We start from the raw sequence: 15,658 nt of genomic DNA, 5'->3' as shown, positions 1-15,658 counted from the left end.
GGCCGTTCGGCCGGGCCGGCACCAAGGGCCCCCGCCCGCGGACCGAGCATCGAAGTCCGGGGACGAGCACCCGGTTCGCTCATCGATGCCGCGCGCCGCAGGGGCTGATGTGGCTGGTGCCGACATCGAGTACCGTGCTGGGTCGGTGTCGGCTGAGCACGCGGAGCACGCGGAGGAGTGGAAACATGCAGGTCGGAGTCCCGTCTTGAGGATTCTGCACACCTCGGACTGGCACCTCGGACGGTCCTTCCACCGAGTGAGCCTCCTCGGAGCCCAGCGCGACTTCCTCGACCACCTCGTCCGCACCGTGCGGGAGCGGCACATCGACGCCGTACTGGTCGCCGGGGACATCCACGACCGGGCGGTGCCGCCGCTGTCCGCCGTCGAGCTGTTCGACGAGGCGCTGCACCGGCTCGCCGCGCTCGGAGTGCCGACCGTCATGATCTCCGGCAACCATGACTCCCCGCGCCGGCTCGGCGTGGGCGCCGGACTCATCGAACGGGCCGGAATACACCTGCGCACCGACCCGGCGGGCTGCGCCCGGCCCGTCGTCCTCGCCGACGCGCACGGAGACATCGCGTTCTACGGGCTGCCCTACCTCGAACCCGCCCTGGTACGCGAAGAGTTGGGTGCCCGGGCGGCGAGCCATCCGGCGGTCCTGGCGGCGGCCATGGACCGGGTGCGGGCCGACCTCGCGGCCCGGCCCGCCGGGACCCGGTCCGTCGTCCTCGCCCATGCCTTCGTCACCGGAGGCGCGCCCAGCGACAGCGAGCGCGACATCACCGTCGGCGGTGTCGACTCCGTATCCCCCGAGATCTTCCACGGGGTGCACTACACGGCCCTCGGGCACCTGCACGGCTGCCAGACGATCAGCGAACGCATCCGCTACTCCGGCTCCCCGCTCGCCTACTCCTTCTCCGAGGCCGGCCACCGCAAGACCATGTGGCTGATCGACCTCGACGCCGACGGCACGGTGACCGCCGAGCGGCTCGACTGCCCGGTGCCCCGCCCGCTCGCCCGGCTGCGCGGCCGCCTCGACGACCTCCTGACGGACCCGGACCTCGACCGCCATGAGGAGTCCTGGGTCGAGGCCACCCTCACCGACCCGGTCCGCCCCCGGGAACCGATGGCCCGGCTCGCCCGCCGCTTCCCCCAGGTGCTGAGCCTCGTCTTCGAGCCCGACCGCGGCCGCGAGGACCCGCTCGCCTCCTACGCCCGGCGGCTGCGCGGCCGCACCGACGGACAGATCACCGAGGACTTCGTGGCCCATGTGCGCGGCGGCCGGGGCCCGGACGAGGCCGAGCGCGCCGTGCTCACCGCTGCCCTCGACGAGGCGCGGATCGCCGGGAACGAGGCGGGCGCATGAGACTGCACCGGCTCGGGATCACCGCCTTCGGCCCCTTCGGCGGCGCACACCAGGTCGACTTCGACGAACTGTCGGCCGCCGGGCTCTTCCTGCTGCACGGCCCCACCGGAGCGGGCAAGACCTCCGTGCTGGACGCGGTCTGCTACGCCCTCTACGGTGGCGTGCCCGGCGCCCGCCAGGGCGGTGGGCACACCCTGCGCAGCGACCACGCGGCGGCGGACACCCGCACCGAGGTGGTGCTCGAACTGACCGTGGGAGAACGCCGGTTGGAGATCACCCGGCGCCCCGAGCAGCTCCGCCCCAAGAAACGGGGCACCGGCTTCACCCGCGAACGGGCCCACAGTGCCCTGCGCGAGCGGACCGCCGACGGGCAGTGGCGCGGGCTCAGCCGCTCCCACCAGGAGATCGGCGAGGAGCTCAGGCAGCTGCTCGGCATGAGCCAGGAACAGTTCTGCCAGGTCGTCCTGTTGCCCCAGGGCGACTTCGCCCGCTTCCTGCGGGCCGAGGACACCGCCCGCGGCAGGCTGCTCGGCAAACTCTTCGAAACGGGGCGCTTCGCCGCACTGGAGACCCGCCTGGCGGAGCTGCGCCGCGCCGCGGAAGCCCAGGTGCGCACGGGCGACGAGCGGCTGCTGGCGCTCGGCCACCGGATGGGGCAGGCGGCGGCCGACCCGTCGCTGCCGGAGGTGGGCACCCCCGGGCCGGCCACGGCCGCCGCCGGGCCGCCGCTCGGCCCCGGCGACGCGGGACTGGCCGAGGCGGTGCTGGAATGGGCGGCCCTGGCCCGTACCGGCGCCCGGGAACGCCGTGACATCGCCGAGGCCGCGACCCGCGCGGCCGAGCGGGCCCATGACACCGCCCGGCACCACGCCGACGAGGTGAGGGAACTGGCGCGGCTCCAGCACCGGCACGCCGAGGCCGGGCGGCGCGCCGCCGCCCTCGAGGAACAACGCGGGGAGCGGGAGCGGGCGGGGGACCTGCTGGAACGGGCGCTGGCCGCGGACACCGTCGCCCCCGCCCTGGAACTGCGCGACGAGGCCGAACGCGCCCACCGCGCGGCGAGCGCCGCCGAACAGCAGGCCCGCGCCCACCTGCCCGCCGGGCACCGGGACGCGAGCGGCGAACAACTGGCCGCCCTGGAACGGGCGTTGCGCGAGGACCTCGGCTCGCTCTCGGCCGCCCGCCGCGCCGAGTCGCGGGCCGCCGGCATCGCCGCCGAACTCGCCGCCCTGGAACGCGAGGCACACGCCGACGACGACGCCCTCACCGACGACGCCGACTGGCTGGCCGGCTGGGAGACCACACGCCAGGCCCGCCGGCAGCGCCTGGCGCGGGCGCAGGAGGCCGCCACCCGGGCCGAACAGCTCGGCTCCCGGGCCGAGGCCGACCGGCAGCGGCTGGAGGCCGCCCGGCACCGCGACCTCCTCGCCCGCGAGAGCGGCGAAGCGGAAGCCGCTCGGCTGCGCGCCCGCGAAGAGGCGGCGACCGCCCGCGAACACTGGCTGGGCCTCAAGGAACGCCGCCTGCGCGGCATCGCCGCCGAACTGGCCGCCGGACTGCGGCCGGGCGTGCCATGTGCCGTCTGCGGCGCCACCGAACACCCCGCCCCGGCCCGCGCGGGCGCCGGACAGGTGGACGGCGCCGCCGAAGAGGCCGCGCTGGAGGCCTCCCGGCAAGCCGAGGCGGCATATGACGAGGCCACCCGCCGGCTGCAGTCGGTGCGCGAAGCCCTGGCCGCCGCCACGGCGGGCGCGGGCCCGGCCGCGGTCGCCGAACTGGCCGAACTCGCCGAGGCGTCACACCGGTCCTGCACCGAGGCGCGCCGGGCCGCCGCCGACATCCACGCCGCCGCCGAGGCGCTGGACGCGGCCGAGCGCGAGTACGAGCGGCGGCGCGGCGGGCAGCAGGCGGCCCAGCTGCGGATCGCCGCCCGGACCTCCAGCCGGGAAAACCTCGAGCGCGAACTGGGCGTGATCGAAGGAGAGTTGGCCCGGACCCGCGGGGAGGCCGAGACTGTGTCCGGCCGGGCGGCACTGCTGGAGAGCCGGGCGGCCCTGCTGACCGCGGCCGCCGAGGCGGTGCGGGAGGCCGGGACCGCGGCGGCCCGGCTGAAGGACGCCGACGCCCGGCTCGCCGATGTCTCCTACCGGGCCGGTTTCGCCACCCCCCGGCTGACGGTGGACGCCCTGCTGGACGCGGCCGCACAGCGGGAGCTGCGGCAGCGCCTCGACCGGTGGCGGAGCGAGGCGGCCGCCGTCGCCGCCGAGCTGGCCGACCCCGCGGTGGCCGGTGCAGCCGAGCAGCCCCCGGCCGGCCCCGAGGCCGCCCGGGCGGCGGCCGACGCCGCCACCCGAGCGCTGCGCGACGCCTCGGCCGGGGAGGCCGCCGCCCGGGAGCGCTGCGCGGAACTCGACCGGCTGTCCCGCGAGGCATCGGCCGACGCCCGGCGGCTCGCCCCGCTGCGCGAGGAGTACCACCGGGTGGCCGGGCTCGCCATGCTGGCCGCCGGCACCTCCCCGGACAACGAGCGGAAGATGCCCCTGGAGTCCTATGTGCTGGCCGCCCGGCTGGAACAGGTCGCCGCCGCGGCGACCGCCCGGCTGCGGTACATGTCCTCCGGCCGCTACACCCTGGTGCACTCCGACGCCCGCTCCGGCGGGCGGGCCCGCTCCGGCCTGGGCCTGCATGTCATCGACGCCTGGACCGGCAGCGAGCGCGACACCGCGACGCTCTCCGGCGGGGAGACCTTCTTCGCGTCGCTCGCCCTCGCCCTCGGCCTGGCCGATGTGGTCACCGAGGAGGCGGGCGGCAACCGGCTGGACACACTCTTCGTCGACGAGGGCTTCGGCAGCCTGGACGAACAGACCCTCGACGAGGTCCTGGACGTGTTGGACTCGCTGCGCGAACGCGACCGGACGGTGGGCATCGTCAGCCATGTCGCCGACCTCCGGCGGCGCATCCCCGCCCAGCTCCAGGTCGTCAAGGAGCGCTCCGGGTCGACCCTGCGGCACCGGACGGCGGGGACTGCGGCTGCTGAAAAGCGGATGCGCGCCCCGCTCCCGCCAACGCCCGCAGCAGCGGCCGCGGATCGGCGCCCCGCGGCAGGTCGCTGACCTGGCCGTCGCCGACCTCCACCACCCGCCAGGCCCCGTCCGCCCGGAGGGCGAGGTCGGTGGTGACGAACCGGCAGCCCAGCGCCCGGACATGCCGGGCCACTTCCCCGAGCGGAGGCTCGGGGAGACGGTCCGGGCTGTCGGGGTGGGCGGTGATCAGGGCCGGGGCCCCGTCCACCCACCACACGCGGGCCTCGCCCGCGTCCGAGAATCGCTCAAAGGTGCGGATCACCACACCACCGGCCAGGAAGTCCTCCTGGAGTTCCACCAGGCGGCCGACCACGGCCGCCAGCCGGTCCGTGTCGGCGAGCTCGGGCACGTAACACGCCTCGTGCCACTCGTGCTTGCGGGACTTGACGAAGTCCTTCACGATCCCCGGGCCGCCGCCCAGCGGTGCCGCGGCGGCGGCCAGCTCCGCCCCGGCCGGCGCGATACCCGGCGCGGCCGGGAGCCAGACGCTGCGCGGGGTGAGCGGCGCGAACGCGGCGTACCAGCCGGGCAGTTCATGAGCGCGGCGGTAGTCGTGCGCCGAGGCCAGCAGCGGTACGCCGCGGGCGGCGAGCGCCTCGGCCAGGGCGGCGTACCGGGGCGAGGGCACCATCCAGCCCCGGTACCATGCCGCCCCCGCGTCGCGCGGCACACCGGTGACCGCGCCCGCCGGATCCCCGGCGAGCAGCGCGTCATGGTCGAGCAGCACGACCCGCAGCCCCAGCTCGCGGGCGGCCCGCGCCTCCCCGGCGAAGTGCGGGTCGGTGCGGCGGGGGTGCAGCGGGTCGCGGCAGAAGAGGATCAACGGTTCCATGCCGGAGGACCCTACGCGGGCGTCACAGCACCGACAGCTCCGCCACCAGATCGTCGAGGCCCAGCGAACCCTGCGAAAGCGCCGCCATGTGCCATGCCTTGGGGTCGAAGGCAGCGCCGTGCGCGGTGCGGGCCGCCTCCCGCCCGGTCAGCCAGGCACGCTCGCCGAGCTTGTATCCGATCGCCTGCCCCGGCATGCCCAGGTAGCGGACCAGCTCGCTCTCCACGAAATCCGCCGGGCGGCTGCTGTGCCGGCCGAAGAACTCCTGCGCCAGCTCCGGGGTCCAGCGCTCACCGGGGTGGAAGGGGGAATCCGCGGGGATCTCCAGCTCCAGATGCATGCCGATATCGATGATCACGCGCACCGAACGCATCATCTGCGCATCCAGATAGCCCAGCCGGCGCTCGGGGTCGGTCAGGAAGCCCAGCTCGTCCATCAGCCGCTCCGCATACAGCGCCCAGCCCTCGGCATTCGCGCTGACCATGCCCACCGTGGCCTGGTAGCGGGAGAGCCGGTCCGCCACATGGGCCCACTGCGCGAGCTGGAGGTGATGGCCGGGCACGCCCTCGTGGTACCAGGTCGACACCAGGTCGTACACCGCGAAGCGGGTCTGGCCCATGGTCGGCAGCCAGGTGCGCCCGGGACGGGAGAAGTCCTCGGACGGCGCACTGTAGTAGGGTGCGGCCGCGCTGCCGGGCGGGGCGATCCGGGACTCCACGCGCTTGACCCGCTCGGCCAGCTCGAAGTGGGTGCCGTCCAGCTTCTCGATGGCCTCGTCCATCAGCTGCTGCAGCCAGACCCGGACCTCCTCGACGCCCTCGATGTGGGTGCCGTGCTCGTCGAGGTGCGCCAGTGCCTCCCAGGGAGTGCGGGCCCCCGGCAGGATCTTCTCGGCCTCCGTGCGCATCTCGCCCAGGATGCGGTGGAATTCGGACCAGCCGTAGGCGTAGGCCTCCGTCAGATCCAGATCCGTGCCGTTCCAGTAGCGCGCCCAGCGGGCGTACCGCTCGGACCCGACCACCTCCGGGGCGCCCGCGACCGCCGGGGTGTAGACGTCGCGCAGCCAGTCGCGCACCACGACCAGCGCCCCGGTGGCGGCGGCGGCGGCCTCGTCCAGCTCGCCGCGCAGCTCCTTGGGTCCCTCGGCGGTGAAGTCGGCGAACCAGCCGCCGTCGGTGCCGATCCACTCGCCCAACTGTCCGATGACGGTATCCACTTGACGGGGGCCGCCGAGCAGCCCCCGCTCCACGCCCAGGGCCAGGGAGGCCCGCCAGCCCTCCAGAGACGCCGGGACCGCGCGCAGCCGCTCGGCGATCGCCGCCCAGTCCTCGGTGGTCCCGGTCGGCGTCAGGGTGAAGACCTCCCGCACCGAGTGCAGCGGCGAGTGCAGATTGCTGATCGCGCGCAGTGGCTCCCCCGCCTCGTGCACCGCCAGCTCCGCGGTCAGCCGCTCGCGCAACAGCCGTGCGCAGCGCCGCTCGATGCCGCTGTCCGCGCCCGGCCGCTCCTCGGCCTCGGCCAGCCGCTCCAGGGTGGTGCGCGCCAGCCCGGCCAGCGCCTCCTGGCCCGCGGGCGAGAAGTCCGGCAGCCGGGAGGAGCTCGCCGGCGCCCCCAGGTAGGTTCCGGTGATGGGGTCGAGTTCGATGAGCGCGTCGACATAGGCGTCGGCGACCTGACGGGGCAGTGGTGCACTGGTGGTGTTCGGCATGTGCCCATCCTCGTATGAGACGGGCCGCCGCGTCATCGGGGTTTGTCCCTTAACTGCCCCGGACGCCCGACCCGGAGGCCGCCCGGACCGGCGCCAGCCGCGCCGTGATCACCAGCGTCCCCTCCTCGACCTGGTAGTCGAGTGGCAGGTCCAGCGCGCGCATTGCCGCGACCATGCCGGTGTTGGAGGCCCCGGTGACGGCGTAGACGCTGGCACAGCCCGCCTCGCCAGCCAGCGCCACCAGCCGCGTCAGCAGCTCCCGGCCGACCCCGCGTCGCTGCCAGGCGTCCTCGACGAGCAGCGCGACCTCGGTCTCCTCGCCGTCCCACAGCAGATGGCCGAGGCCCACCAGACGGCCGGAGGGCGTGTGGGCGGCCAGGGTGCGGCCGAAGCGCGGGCTGAGCAGATGCCCGAGATAGCGGTCGGCGGCCCGGACGTCCCTGACCGGGCCGTGATAGCGCAGCGCGAGCGTGGCCGGGGTGCACCGCTCGTGCATCTCGCGGGCCGCCGGCAGATCGCCGCTGTCGGCCCGGCGGACGGTGAGTTCATGGCCCTCGGGCAGCGTCAGCACATCGCTGCGCCGGGGCATCCGGGGGCCCAGCCGGGCGTCCAGCTCCACCAGCGCCCGGGCGCGGGCGAACTCGGCCGGGGTGAACGGCAGATGGGGGCGCTCGACGGTGATCGAGCCGCCGGACGGGTCGGGCAGCCGCATCACGGTCTCCTCCCAGCCCTCCTCCGGTGGCACGGCCCCGGTGGCCCGGCCGTCGTCCGGGGCCCGCTCCGGCGTCGAGCGGATGGTGCAGCGGCCCAGCAACTGCCGTAGGGCGAGCGGCAGTTCGGCGGTGTCCAGGGCGGTGCGGGTGGCGAGGTTCAGCATCCGGGTGGGGGCGTCCACCAGGTCGTGGGCGTCCGCCCGCTCCAGCCAGCTCCCGCTGCCGCCCCCGCCGGCGGCGGCCCGGGTCAGCTCGGCCGGGGTCAGCCCGGCCGGGGCGCGCAGCAGCAGCTCGTCCACGGTGCCCTCGGCCAGCGGGTGGGTCTGCAGGGCGAGGATGTCGACGCGGTGCTCCGCCAGGGCCAGACACAGGGCGGCCAGGCTGCCCGGCTCGTCCCGTACGGTCGTCCGCATCCGCCACAGCGCCGTGCCGAGCGCCTCGCCCGAAGGCTTGGCAGACTCGGCAGACTTGGCGGGCTCGGCGGGGGAGTCGGCCGGCCGGCCCGGGCGCCGCGCCCACCAGGTGTGGAACCCGACCGTGGCCAGCAGCGCCGCGGCCGAGCCGACGAGCAGCACCGGGCCGTGCGGACCGTGGGCGACCGTGTCGGCCACACAGTCGGCGGCGGCCACGGCGGTGAACAGGGCGGCCACTTCGGTCAGATCCCGCCGCCAGCGGTGCGGGCGGCGGGAGCTCTTCGCCGGGGTCTCGTCGGTCATGACGTCCACCCTGACGAAGGGGTGTTGCGCGATCACGAACGTTCTGTGTCCGATGGGTAAAGGAGGCTTCCCCGCTGGTCAGCGCTGTTCGCCCGGCGTATGGACGGTCTGTCCGAGAGCGCGGAGAGCGTCCTCCACGCCCCGGTGGAAGGTCGGGTAGGCGTAGATCATATGCCGCAGGGTGTCGACCGGCACCTCGGCCTGTACCGCCACCGCCAGCCCATAGAGCACCTCACCACCCGTCGGACCCACCGTGGTGGCCCCGACGAGCACCCCGCGCTCCGCGTCCGCGACCAGCTTGACCAGGCCCTCGTTGCCCGCCTTGTGGATCCAGCCGCGGGTGGTGGACGGCACCCGGGAGAGGCCGGTGCGCACCGTCAACCCCCGCTCCCCGGCCTGGCGTTCGGTCAGGCCCACCGCGCCGATCTCCGGGTCGGTGAAGGTCACCCGGGGCAGGGCCCGGTAGTCGGCGTCCGGTCCGGGCTCGCCGAGCACGGCCCGGATCACGATCTCCGCCTCATACATGGCGACATGGGTGAACGCCCCGTGTCCGGTCACATCCCCCACGCCCCACAGGGCCGGGGCGGCCAGCAGTTGGCCGTCCGTCCGCAGTGCCCTGGCCTGTGGGTCGAGGCCCACGGTGTCCAGGCCCAGCCCGGTGAGGTCGGCCCGGCGGCCGGTGGCGACCAGGAGTTGATCACCCGTCAGCTCCTCGCCGTCCGCCAGCGTCAGCGTGAACGCGGCGCCATCGTGCCCGACCCGGGCCGCCCGGGCCCCCGTTCGCAGGGTCAGGCCCTCCCCGGTCAGCACCTCGGCCAGCAGCTCACCGGCCTCCGGCTCCTCGACCGGGACCAGCCCGTCCAGCGCCTCCACGATGGTGACGGCGGTGCCGAACCGGGCGTATACCTGGGCGAGTTCCACGCCGATCGAGCCACCGCCGAGCACCAGCAGCGAGCGGGGCGGCTCCTTGGCGGCGATGGCGTCCCGGTTCGTCCAGTACGGCACTTCGGTGAGGCCGGGCACCGGGGGGACCTGCGGCCGGGCGCCGGTCGCGATCACGATGCCGCACCGGACCTCGAAGACCTCGTCCCCGACCGCCACCCGGCCCGGCCCGGCGAGCCGGCCCCGTCCGCGCACCAGCCGGCCGCCCTTGCCGGTGAAGCGGTCGGCGGCGACCCGGTCGTTCCAGTCGTCGGTGGCCTCGTCCCGGATCCGGGCGGCGAGCGGCGCCCAGTCCGGGGTGACCTGTGCCGTGCCCGCCATGCCGGGCACCCGCCGGGCCTCCGCCAGCAGATTCCCGGCCCGGATCATCATTTTGCTCGGGATGCACCCCCAGTACGGGCACTCGCCGCCGACCAGCTCGGCCTCCACGCCCACCACGCTCAGTCCGGCCTCCGCCAGCCGCCCCGCCACGTGCTCGCCGCCCGGGCCCATGCCGATGACGACGACATCCACCTGCTCGGTCATGACACCGCACCTCCGTCGAGGTTGCCTCCGGGTGCCCACTCTGCCAGGATGCGCCGCCCGGCGGGTGTCGGCTACCGGACCGGGAAGACGAAGACGCCCTGGTCGATCGCGATGGCGGCATGGCCGTCGGTGCTGAAGACCGGGATGTGCTCCTTGTCGACGTCCTTGTCCAGCACCTTCTTGGTCCTGAGGTCGACCGCGATGGGGCTGGAGTAGTTTGAGGCGTTCCGGTCGGTGTAGCCGTAGAGCACGCCGTTTCCGGCGGTCAGCGGCAGGAAGGGCTTCTCGTCCTTGTCCTGTGCCCACAGCCGCTTGCCGCTGTTGACGTCCCAGACCGTGGTCGACTGCTGGTAGGACTGTTTTCCGGCGGTGGCGATGAGCCCCGAGGACGGGTCATAGGTCACATAGAAGAAGGGGTCGCTGTCGGCGTTCTCGTCCCGCGCAAAGTTCGAGGCGTCGGACTGGACGACCGGTCCGGTGGTGAGCAGGCGCCCGGTCCTGAGGTCGTTCACCGACATGATCCAGGGCTCCTCGTAGTCGTGCTCGCCCCCCTTGGTCTGCCAGGCGAGGACGATCTTGTCGCCGATCACGGTGAGCGGCAGGACATTGGTGGCATGGGACTTCTCCTCCGGCAGGGCCTGGCCCGGCCTGCCCGCCTCGGAGGAGGTCCAGGCCTTCTTCCCGGTGCTCAGCTCGCTGACGACCAGCCGCTTGGGGTGGTTGAAGAGGCCGCGCTCCACCTCCTCGAAGGAGAAGCCGTACCCGCCCGCGAACGTACGGCGGGCACCCAGGGTCTCCTCGACCGGACCCCGCAGGTTCGCGAACGGGCCGGACCCGTCGACCTGTTGCTCCGGACCGCCCTCGGCCGGGGCGACCGAGCGCTCCGTGCCGCCGCGGACCCAGCCGTCCGAGAGCCAGTGGGACTCGTCGCGCGGCACCCTGCCCAGCTTCCTGCCCCGGGCGTCGTACACCTCGGACACGGTGGTGCTCTTGTCGGAGGTCATCCCGTCCGAGGCGGTTCTGGTGGTGACGTTCACCCGCAGCGCGGGCCTGCCGTGCCAGGTGTCCGCGGACACCGAGGCGTCGTCGGCCCGGACCGTCTGCCGCACCGTCCCGGTCCCGGCGTCCCGGAACTCGATCACCTTGGGCCCCTCGCGCAGCGCCGTGGGCGTCTCGGCGTCCTTGCCCCCGGACGGCGGCTCGGTCGCCCGGGGCCCGCCGGTGACCACGGCGAAGGCGTCGCCCACCGCGATCACAGAGGCGCCGCCGGGGCGTCCGGGCAGGGTCCAGGCCGGGGTCCGGGGCAACCCCGGCAGCTGCTTCCCGTCGTACATCATGGCCCTGGGCCGGTTGGCCCCCGCGGCCTTGGCGGGGGCGGCCGCCTTGTCGGACTCGCCCCCACAGGCGGTCAGGCCGGTGACCAGGGTCATGACCGTGACGGCCGGAACGAGAATGGTGCGTGCGGTGGAAGCCACTGCGGAAGTCCCCCAAGATCGAACGTGCAGACCCAGGGATTATGACTCAAGGGCATTACCGCCCTGCCCGGTGGCCGCCCGTCGCAGCAGGTCCACGGCCCGCCCGAGCTCGGCGGGCGCCAGCCGGGCGTAGCCGAGCACCAGGCGCACACAACCGTCGTCGGGCACCGGTGCGCCGAAGCCGGACAGGGGGCGCAGCGCGATCCCGTGCCCGGCCGCGCGGGCCAGGAAGTCCGGCTCCGGCCCGTAGGCGCGCGGCAGGCACACCACGGCGTGCAGGCCGGCCGCGATGCCCGTGACCTCGGCGCCGGGGAAGTGCCGGGCCAGTTCGGCCAGCAAGGTGTCACGTCGCTCGCGGTAGGCGCGCTGGCAGCGGCGCAGCTGGCGGTCGTGGTCGCCGCGCCTGATGAACTCGGCCAGCAGGGCCTGGTCGAGCACCGGATTGCCCAGGTCCATGGTGCGCTTGCGGGTCGCCACCTCGTCGGCGAACGCCTCGGGCACCACCAGCCAGCCCAGCCGCAGGCCGGGCGCGAGTGACTTGCTGACCGAACCCGTATAGGCGACCCGGTCGGGGTCGAGGCCCTGCAGGGCGCCGATGGGCAGCCGGTCGTAGCGGAAGTCGCCGTCGTAGTCGTCCTCGACGAGCAGGCCGCCGGTGTCGTGGGCCCAGCCGAGGAGTTCCGAGCGGCGACGCGCGGAATAGGCGATTCCGGTGGGGAACTGATGGGCCGGGGTGAGGACGGCCGCTCCCGCTCCGGAGGCCGCCAGGGCGGCCGGGTCGATTCCCTCCGCGTCCATCGGCACCCGCACCACCGCGCTGCCCGCCGCCGCGAACAGCTGCTCGTGCTCCGCGCTGCTCGGATTCTCCACCGCCACCACCGGCCGTCCCCGCCCGGCCAGGGCGAAGCCGATCAGCGTCATGGCCTGGGACACGCCCGAACACACCACGATCCGCTCCGGATCGGCGACCACCCCGCGCCGCCGGGCGAGCAACCCGGCCAGCTCGGTGCGCAGTTCGGGCAGGCCGCGCGGGTCGGGATAGCCGAGCGCCTGGTCCGGGAGGCGGGCCAGCACCCGGCGGTGGGCCGCGGACCAGGCGGCGCGCGGGAACAGCGCGAGGTCGGGGGTGCCGGGACGGAAGTCGACGGCCGGCCGGCCGGCGGCCGGGGGCTCCGCGCGGCCGGCCGGGGCGGCGGCCTGTACGGCACCCCCGACCCAGGTCCCCGAACCCCGGCCGCTCCTGAGGTACCCCTCGGCGGCGAGCTGTTCATAGGCGCCGGTGACCAGCCCCCGTGACACCCCCAGATCACGGGCGAGTTCACGGCTGGACGGCAGCCGGGTGCCCGGCGCGAGCCGCCCGGACCGCACCGCCTCCCGCAGCGCGGAGCGCAGCATCCGGCCGCGCCGGCGCACCGGGGTCGCGGTGACGGGCAGCAGCAACTCCCAGGCGGCGGCCCAGGCTTCGGCCTCCGGCGGCTCGGCCGGTGGCGGTGAAGTGGTCCTCGTAACGGCCATGGAATTGGACCTTACCGGGGACCGCCCGGCTTCCTAGTGTCGGGTCCATGAACCGTGCCCCCCTCCCCGTCTCCGGGACGCTCCAGGCCGCCGTCGCCTGCACGCTCGTCGGCGGGTCCTTCACCGTCAACTCCCTGCTCCCCGACTACCCGTACGCGGGCGGGCAGGCGCTGCGCTACGGCCTGGCGGGGCTGCTGCTGCTCCCGTTGGCGGCGCGGTCCGGACTGGCCCCGCTGCGCGGGCTGACCCGGCGTCAGTGGGGGCGGGTGGCGGTGCTCGCGGCGCTGGGCATGGTCGGGTTCAACTTCGCGGTGCTGTCGGCCGAGCGGACCGCGGAGCCCGCCGTGCCCGGGGTGCTGGTCGGGTGCGCGCCGGTGGCGGTGGCCGTGCTGCTGCCCGTGGCCCGGGGGCGGCGGCCCGGGGTGCCGGTGATCCTGGGGGCGCTGCTGGTCGCCGCGGGCGCGAGCGTGGTCCAGGGATGGGGGCGGACGGACGCCGTCGGGCTGCTGTGGTCGGTCGGCGCGCTCGGCGGCGAGGTCGGCTTCGCCGTGCTGGCCGGGCCGGTGCTGCGGCCCCTGGGGCCGGGCCTGCTGACCGTCGCCACCTGCGGCGTCGCGGCGGTCGAGGCGCTGGTGCTGGGCTGGGCGACGGACGGCGGCGGTGCGCTGCGGGTGCCGACGGCGCTGGAGGCCGGCGCCCTCGGCTGGCAGGCGGTGGTGAGCACCGCCGTCGGATTCCTCCTGTGGTACCGGGGGATGGCACGGATCGGGGCGGAGCGGGTGACGCTCTGCTCCGGCATGATCCCCGTCGCGGCCGCGGCGACCGCCCCGCTCGCCGGGGCGGGCGACTTCGGCGGCGCCCAGGCCGCGGGGGCCCTGCTGGTCGGCTCGGGGGTGGCGCTGGGGTCAGGCGTGCTCGGTGCGTTCGGTGTGTTCGGCGGCCGCCGGGCGGGCGGTGTCGAGGATGACGCGGGCGACCAGCGCCGGGTCGTCGCTCATCGGGACGTGCCCGCAACCGGGCAGCCGGACCAGCCGGGCGCCGGGGATCACCCGCTTGGCACGGATCCCCTGCCGGCGCAGCAGCACCCGGTCCTTGGTGCCCCAGCCGATGGTGACGGGCACCTCGGCCACATCGTGGGTGAACAGCAGGGAACGTCCGGCGTCGAGGGTGGCCTCGAACCCGGTCGCCTCGCGCAGCGCCCGGGACTCGGCGGTCACGGCGTCGGGTGACCGCCGGCCGGGCCGGGCGTAGACGGCGCCGGTCATCACCGCGCGGCCGGCGGAGGTACGGGCCAGCCGGGTGGCGGCCTCCGGGGGCATCAGCAGGGCGCCCCGGCGCAGGCCGCGGAGCACCGCGAAGGCGTAGCGGCGCTCGGCCTCGGTCCAGAACCCGGCCGGGGAGAGCGCGGTGACGGACCGGACGAGCTTGGCCTGTCCGAGGTCCAGGGCCAGCAGCCCGCCGAGTGAGTTGCCCGCGACATGCGGGCGGTCCACACCGAGCGCCTCGAAGAGCGAGCGCAGCGCGGACTGCACTCCCGCGAGGTCATAGGCGACGCCGTCGGGGAGCGCGGGGGAGAGGCCGAAACCGGGCAAGTCGACGGCGATGACGTCGTGTTCGGCCGCGAGTATCCCGATGACCGGGTCCCAGACCTGGAGGTGGTGGCCGATGCCGTGCAGCAGGACCAATGGTTCGCCGCCACCGAGCCGCTCGTAGACCGCCTCGGTCGTCCGGGGTCCGAAGCGGGTGTCGACGGTGAAGGTGATCTTCTCGGCCATGGGGGAACTCCCGATAGTCCGCGGCTGGCTTGAGCTTGCCTAGACAGAATGTCAGCAACGGTTACCGATGGGTAGACCTCTCTATGGGCGGGCGCAGTCGGGCCGGAGGCTTCCTGATTGCATTGGTCTTGACCAAGTTCGCACACCGTCCTATGGTCACAGGCATACTGCAACAACCTTTAATAAAGAAGCGCGTGAAAAGCCTTTGCGGAGGATCAGGGTGGGGACCACGCAGTCGGAAGCGGTGGCGGAACCGAAGTACTGGCACCTGAAGACCGTGCTCAGCGACGCGCTCGACGGCGAGTTCACGGTCGGCGAGATCCTGCCCAACGAGCGTGAGCTCGCGGCCCGGTTCGGCGTCGCCCGGGCCACCCTCCGGCAGGCCCTCGAACAGCTCGAGCTGGAAGGCCGGCTGCAGCGCCGCCGTGGCGTCGGCACCACCGTGGCCCCGCCCCGCATGGGCGTGGCCGTCGGCGACGCCGAACACGCCTGGCCCGGCACGGCGGCGGATGCCTGGCAGCCCGTCGACAGCACCGAGGCGATCCCGCCCGCCCCGGCCGCCCGGCTCCTCGGCCTGGAGCAGGGCGAGGCCGTGCACATCGTGCGCCGCAGCCGCAAGACCCACGGCCAGCCGGTGGCCGCCGAGTTGCTGTATGTACCGGCGGACAGCGTGCCCGCGCTCGCCACCCTCGGCGCGCTCCCCGGAGCGGCGCGCGCCCGCGCCGTGCTGCGAGAGCTGCAGCGCCTTCAACTGGAGGGCCAGGACCGGGCGGTGGAGCTCGGCTCGGCCCGGGCCGATGACGCCAAGCAGCTCGACCGGCTGCCCGGCGCGCCCATACTGCTCGTCACCACCCGGTACTTCGCGGGCGGCCGCACCGCGGCCGTCGCCCTGGCCACCTACCGGGCCGACACCTGCCGCCTCACCTTCGGCGGCGGGGGCACCTCCGCTGCGCTCGAGGCGACGGGGGAGGGCGGCGCGGCCGTCCGGCTGCTGGCCGGCTGACCCCG

General features: G+C 74.8%; 9 protein-coding genes and 2 pseudogenes. 4 read left to right on the top strand and 7 right to left on the bottom strand.

Going from position 1 to position 15,658, the window contains the following annotated elements; all coding sequences use genetic code 11:
- Positions 1-205: 205 nt before the first annotated feature.
- The gene (locus tag ABCR83_RS07905) at positions 206-1,366 is read left to right on the top strand and encodes an exonuclease SbcCD subunit D (protein ID WP_462694118.1); all 1,161 of its coding nucleotides are present in this window, start codon (positions 206-208) and stop codon (positions 1,364-1,366) included.
- On the top strand, positions 1,363-4,479 hold the full coding sequence (locus ABCR83_RS07900; protein WP_462694117.1) for an AAA family ATPase: 3,117 nt from the start codon (positions 1,363-1,365) through the stop codon (positions 4,477-4,479). Before ABCR83_RS07905 ends, ABCR83_RS07900 begins: the two co-directional genes overlap by 4 nt.
- On the opposite strand, the pseudogene ABCR83_RS07895 reads toward ABCR83_RS07900, so the two are convergent.
- From ABCR83_RS07895 to pdxR, 6 genes and pseudogenes are all read right to left on the bottom strand, one after another.
- A pseudogene (locus ABCR83_RS07895) lies at positions 4,421-5,281 on the bottom strand (ATP-grasp domain-containing protein); the annotation flags it as partial. The gene ABCR83_RS07900 and the pseudogene ABCR83_RS07895 sit on opposite strands and share 59 nt — an antisense overlap.
- A gap of 22 nt (positions 5,282-5,303) precedes the next feature.
- Entirely contained in the window at positions 5,304-6,989 is a 1,686-nt protein-coding gene (locus tag ABCR83_RS07890) for a DUF885 domain-containing protein (protein ID WP_462694116.1), read from the bottom strand.
- 49 nt (positions 6,990-7,038) lie between these two features.
- Complete coding sequence (locus ABCR83_RS07885; RefSeq protein ID WP_462694115.1) at positions 7,039-8,418, bottom strand: N-acetyltransferase family protein; 1,380 nt, start codon at positions 8,416-8,418, stop codon at positions 7,039-7,041.
- A 78-nt stretch (positions 8,419-8,496) separates the two neighbouring features.
- Positions 8,497-9,885 carry a dihydrolipoyl dehydrogenase family protein gene (locus ABCR83_RS07880; protein ID WP_462694114.1) on the bottom strand — a complete coding sequence of 463 codons (1,389 nt, stop codon included), beginning with the start codon at positions 9,883-9,885 and terminating at the stop codon, positions 8,497-8,499.
- A gap of 71 nt (positions 9,886-9,956) precedes the next feature.
- Entirely contained in the window at positions 9,957-11,360 is a 1,404-nt protein-coding gene (locus tag ABCR83_RS07875; RefSeq protein ID WP_462694113.1) for a hypothetical protein, read from the bottom strand.
- Between the two features lie 39 nt (positions 11,361-11,399).
- Positions 11,400-12,875, bottom strand: a complete 1,476-nt coding sequence (gene pdxR, locus ABCR83_RS07870) for a MocR-like pyridoxine biosynthesis transcription factor PdxR (protein ID WP_462694112.1) — start codon at positions 12,873-12,875, stop codon at positions 11,400-11,402.
- A 47-nt stretch (positions 12,876-12,922) separates the two neighbouring features.
- Here pdxR and ABCR83_RS07865 point away from each other — a divergent pair.
- Positions 12,923-13,336, top strand: a pseudogene (locus ABCR83_RS07865) (EamA family transporter); the annotation flags it as partial.
- 444 nt (positions 13,337-13,780) lie between these two features.
- On the opposite strand, the gene ABCR83_RS07860 reads toward ABCR83_RS07865, so the two are convergent.
- Positions 13,781-14,650, bottom strand: a complete 870-nt coding sequence (locus ABCR83_RS07860) for an alpha/beta fold hydrolase (RefSeq protein WP_462694111.1) — start codon at positions 14,648-14,650, stop codon at positions 13,781-13,783.
- 220 nt (positions 14,651-14,870) lie between these two features.
- Here ABCR83_RS07860 and ABCR83_RS07855 point away from each other — a divergent pair, with 220 nt between their 5' ends.
- Positions 14,871-15,653: a GntR family transcriptional regulator gene (locus ABCR83_RS07855; RefSeq protein ID WP_462694110.1), complete on the top strand. Its 783-nt coding sequence runs from the start codon at positions 14,871-14,873 to the stop codon at positions 15,651-15,653.
- Positions 15,654-15,658: the final 5 nt, after the last annotated feature.

It is taken from the genome of Streptomyces xingningensis (assembly GCF_054957865.1).
This window is presented reverse-complemented; position numbering and strand designations above follow the sequence as displayed.